General features: G+C 56.5%; 3 rRNA genes. All 3 read left to right on the forward strand.

Annotated features, from left to right (window positions below):
- The first annotated feature begins 127 nt into the window (after nucleotides 1–127).
- Nucleotides 128–1,649 (forward strand): 16S ribosomal RNA (locus HPC46_RS33555).
- 398 nt (nucleotides 1,650–2,047) lie between these two features.
- Nucleotides 2,048–5,146, forward strand: a 23S ribosomal RNA gene (locus HPC46_RS33560).
- A gap of 129 nt (nucleotides 5,147–5,275) precedes the next feature.
- Nucleotides 5,276–5,389, forward strand: a 5S ribosomal RNA gene (rrf, locus tag HPC46_RS33565).
- The 16S, 23S and 5S rRNA genes sit together here, the layout of an rRNA operon.
- Nucleotides 5,390–5,397 lie beyond the last annotated feature (8 nt).

A 5,397-nucleotide genomic window follows, 5' to 3' on the forward strand; every position in this document is an offset into this window, starting at 1 on the left:
TTTTTTGCCGCATTCTGGTACCCCCGTGCTGGGGTGTGGTGTTTGTGATGCCAGTTTTGGTGTCTTTGTTTGGTTTCAGGCTTGTTCTGATTCGAATTCTGCCTGCGCCTGTTGGTGTGGGGGTTTTTGTTTGGAGAGTTTGATTCTGGCTCAGGACGAACGCTGGCGGCGTGCTTAACACATGCAAGTCGAACGGAAAGTGCTCTTCGGAGTGACTCGAGTGGCGAACGGGTGAGTAACACGTGGGTGATCTGCCCTGCACTTTGGGATAAGCCTGGGAAACTGGGTCTAATACCGAATAGGACCACGCGCTTCATGGTGTGTGGTGGAAAGCTTTTGCGGTGTGGGATGGGCCCGCGGCCTATCAGCTTGTTGGTGGGGTAATGGCCTACCAAGGCGACGACGGGTAGCCGGCCTGAGAGGGTGACCGGCCACACTGGGACTGAGATACGGCCCAGACTCCTACGGGAGGCAGCAGTGGGGAATATTGCACAATGGGCGCAAGCCTGATGCAGCGACGCCGCGTGAGGGATGACGGCCTTCGGGTTGTAAACCTCTTTCAACTATGACGAAGCGCAAGTGACGGTAGTAGTAGAAGAAGGACCGGCCAACTACGTGCCAGCAGCCGCGGTAATACGTAGGGTCCGAGCGTTGTCCGGAATTACTGGGCGTAAAGAGCTCGTAGGTGGTTTGTCGCGTTGTTCGTGAAAACTCACAGCTTAACTGTGGGCGTGCGGGCGATACGGGCAGACTGGAGTACTGCAGGGGAGACTGGAATTCCTGGTGTAGCGGTGGAATGCGCAGATATCAGGAGGAACACCGGTGGCGAAGGCGGGTCTCTGGGCAGTAACTGACGCTGAGGAGCGAAAGCGTGGGGAGCGAACAGGATTAGATACCCTGGTAGTCCACGCCGTAAACGGTGGGTACTAGGTGTGGGTTTCCTTCCTTGGGATCCGTGCCGTAGCTAACGCATTAAGTACCCCGCCTGGGGAGTACGGCCGCAAGGCTAAAACTCAAAGAAATTGACGGGGGCCCGCACAAGCGGCGGAGCATGTGGATTAATTCGATGCAACGCGAAGAACCTTACCTGGGTTTGACATGCACAGGACGCCGGCAGAGATGTCGGTTCCCTTGTGGCCTGTGTGCAGGTGGTGCATGGCTGTCGTCAGCTCGTGTCGTGAGATGTTGGGTTAAGTCCCGCAACGAGCGCAACCCTTGTCTCATGTTGCCAGCACGTTATGGTGGGGACTCGTGAGAGACTGCCGGGGTCAACTCGGAGGAAGGTGGGGATGACGTCAAGTCATCATGCCCCTTATGTCCAGGGCTTCACACATGCTACAATGGCCGGTACAAAGGGCTGCGATGCCGTGAGGTGGAGCGAATCCTTTCAAAGCCGGTCTCAGTTCGGATCGGGGTCTGCAACTCGACCCCGTGAAGTCGGAGTCGCTAGTAATCGCAGATCAGCAACGCTGCGGTGAATACGTTCCTGGGCCTTGTACACACCGCCCGTCACGTCATGAAAGTCGGTAACACCCGAAGCCGGTGGCCTAACCCCTTGTGGGAGGGAGCCGTCGAAGGTGGGATCGGCGATTGGGACGAAGTCGTAACAAGGTAGCCGTACCGGAAGGTGCGGCTGGATCACCTCCTTTCTAAGGAGCACCACGAGACCTGGCCGGCCCGTAAATCGCGGGATCAGCCGATTGTCAGGCGATTCGTTGGATGGCCCTTTCACCTGTAGTGGGTGGGGGTCTGGTGCACGACAAGCAAACGACCAGGATGGGGACCTTCCTTGTGGGGGTTGTCTGGTGCTGCCAAACACACTGTTGGGTCCTGAGACAACAGGCCCGTGCCCGGGTTTCCGGGTGGCTCCGCGGTGGTGGGGTCGGCGTGTTGTTGCCTCACTTTGGTGGTGGGGTGTGGTGTTTGATTTGTGGATAGTGGTTGCGAGCATCTAGCACGCAAATGTGGCTCTCGAGGCTTTCGGGTCTGGGGGGTGTGTTTGTGTGTTTTTGATGTGCAATTTCTTTTTTCGAATTGGTTTTTTGTGTTGTAAGTGTTTAAGGGCGCATGGTGGATGCCTTGGCACTGGGAGCCGATGAAGGACGTGGGAGGCTGCGTTATGCCTCGGGGAGCTGTCAACCGAGCGTGGATCCGAGGATGTCCGAATGGGGAAACCCGGCACGAGTGATGTCGTGTCACCCATACCTGAATACATAGGGTATGGGGGGGAACGCGGGGAAGTGAAACATCTCAGTACCCGTAGGAAGAGAAAACAATTGTGATTCCGTGAGTAGTGGCGAGCGAAAGCGGAGGATGGCTAAACCGTATGCATGTGATACCCGGCAGGGGTTGTGTGTGCGGTGTTGTGGGGCCTGTCTTCCCGGATCTGCCGGTCTGGGCTGCAGTGAGAAAAGAATGTGTTAGCCGAAGTGGCCTGGGATGGTCTGCCGTAGTGGGTGAGAGCCCCGTAGGTGAAAACATGTTCTCTGTGGTGATGGGTTCCCGAGTAGCAGCGGGCCCGTGGAATCTGCTGTGAATCTGCCGGGACCACCCGGTAAGCCTGAATACTTCCCAGTGACCGATAGCGGATTAGTACCGTGAGGGAATGGTGAAAAGTACCCCGGGAGGGGAGTGAAATAGTACCTGAAACCGTGCGCTTACAATCCGTCAGAGCCCTCGACGTGTCGTGGGGTGATGGCGTGCCTTTTGAAGAATGAGCCTGCGAGTCAGGGACATGTCGCAAGGTTAACCCGGGTGGGGTAGCCGCAGCGAAAGCGAGTCTGAATAGGGCGTTGAGTGGCATGTTCTGGACCCGAAGCGGAGTGATCTACCCATGGCCAGGGTGAAGCGCGGGTAAGACCGCGTGGAGGCCCGAACCCACTTAGGTTGAAGACTGAGGGGATGAGTTGTGGGTAGGGGTGAAAGGCCAATCAAACTCCGTGATAGCTGGTTCTCCCCGAAATGCATTTAGGTGCAGCGTTGCGTGTTTCTTGCCGGAGGTAGAGCTACTGGATGGCCGATGGGCCCCACAGGGTTACTGACGTCAGCCAAACTCCGAATGCCGGTAAGTGAAAGCGTGGCAGTGAGACGGCGGGGGATAAGCTCCGTACGTCGAGAGGGAAACAGCCCAGATCGCCGGCTAAGGCCCCTAAGCGTGTGCTAAGTGGAAAAGGATGTGCAGTCGCAGAGACAACCAGGAGGTTGGCTTAGAAGCAGCCACCCTTGAAAGAGTGCGTAATAGCTCACTGGTCAAGTGATTGTGCGCCGATAATGTAGCGGGGCTCAAGCACACCGCCGAAGCCGCGGCAATACACTTTTGTGTATTGGGTAGGGGAGCGTCCTGCACCCAGTGAAGCAGCCTGGTAATGGAGCTGTGGAGGGTGTGGGAGTGAGAATGCAGGCATGAGTAGCGAATAGGCAAGTGAGAACCTTGCCCGCCGAAAGACCAAGGGTTCCTGGGCCAGGCCAGTCCGCCCAGGGTGAGTCGGGACCTAAGGCGAGGCCGACAGGCGTAGTCGATGGACAACGGGTTGATATTCCCGTACCCGTGTGTGAGCGTCCCTGATGAATCCATTCTGCTAACCGCCCAAAAGGTGGTCCACCAATTCCTTCGGGAAGCGGGGATCGCCGGCTGCGCGGGACCCGGGTGGGTAGTAGTCAAGCGATGGGGTGACGCAGGTAGGTAGCCGTACCAGTCAGTGGTAATACTGGGGCAAGCCGGTAGGGAGTTGGATAGGCAAATCCGTCCAACACTAATCCTGAGAGGTGATGCATAGCCGAGTGAGGCGAATTCGGTGATCCTTTGCTGCCAAGAAAAGCCTCTAGCGAGCGCACACACGGCCCGTACCCCAAACCAACACAGGTGGTCAGGTAGAGAATACCAAGGCGTACGAGTGAACTATGGTTAAGGAACTCGGCAAAATACCCCCGTAACTTCGGGAGAAGGGGGACCTCCTACTGTCAACACCTTCGCGGTGGGCAGCGGTGGGGGGTGGCACAAACCAGTGAGAAGCGACTGTTTACTAAAAACACAGGTCCGTGCGAAGTCGCAAGACGATGTATACGGACTGACGCCTGCCCGGTGCTGGAAGGTTAAGAGGACCCGTTAACCCCTCGGGGTGAAGCGGAGAATTTAAGCCCCAGTAAACGGCGGTGGTAACTATAACCATCCTAAGGTAGCGAAATTCCTTGTCGGGTAAGTTCCGACCTGCACGAATGGCGTAACGACTTCTCAACTGTCTCAACCATAGACTCGGCGAAATTGCACTACGAGTAAAGATGCTCGTTACGCGCGGCAGGACGAAAAGACCCCGGGACCTTCACTATAGCTTGGTATTGGCGTTCGATACGGTTTGTGTAGGATAGGTGGGAGACTGTGAAACTCACACGCCAGTGTGGGTGGAGTCATTGTTGAAATACCACTCTGATCGTATTGGACTTCTAACCTCGGACCGTATATCCGGTCCAGGGACAGTGCCTGGTGGGTAGTTTAACTGGGGCGGTTGCCTCCTAAAATGTAACGGAGGCGCCCAAAGGTTCCCTCAACCTGGACGGCAATCAGGTGTTGAGTGCAAGTGCACAAGGGAGCTTGACTGCGAGACGGACATGTCAAGCAGGGACGAAAGTCGGGACTAGTGATCCGGCACCTCTGAGTGGAAGGGGTGTCGCTCAACGGATAAAAGGTACCCCGGGGATAACAGGCTGATCTTCCCCAAGAGTCCATATCGACGGGATGGTTTGGCACCTCGATGTCGGCTCGTCGCATCCTGGGGCTGGAGCAGGTCCCAAGGGTTGGGCTGTTCGCCCATTAAAGCGGCACGCGAGCTGGGTTTAGAACGTCGTGAGACAGTTCGGTCTCTATCCGCCGCGCGCGTCAGAAACTTGAGGAAACCTGTCCCTAGTACGAGAGGACCGGGACGGACGAACCTCTGGTCTACCAGTTGTCCCACCAGGGGCACCGCTGGATAGCCACGTTCGGACAGGATAACCGCTGAAAGCATCTAAGCGGGAAACCTTCTCCAAGACCAGGTTTCTCACCCTTTTAGAGGGATAAGGCCCCCCGCAGACCACGGGATCGATAGACCAGACCTGGAAGCCTCGCAAGAGGTGCAGGGAACTGGCACTAACCGGCCGAAAACTTACAACAACCAAAACAAACAACCATGTTTTCGGAACCTGTAAAGACGCACATCAACGCCCGCAACCACACATCCAGCAGTCACACTGCACCCCACCACCAAAACTAGATTCACACTCACAAACGAGTGAATAAAGTTACGGCGGCCATAGCGGCAGGGAAACGCCCGGTCCCATCCCGAACCCGGAAGCTAAGCCTGCCAGCGCCGATGATACTACCCAACACGGGTGGAAAAGTAGGACACCGCCGAACACAATTTA

The sequence above is a fragment of the Mycolicibacterium vinylchloridicum genome, from assembly GCF_013404075.1.
Taxonomy (GTDB): Bacteria; Actinomycetota; Actinomycetes; order Mycobacteriales; family Mycobacteriaceae; genus Mycobacterium; species Mycobacterium vinylchloridicum.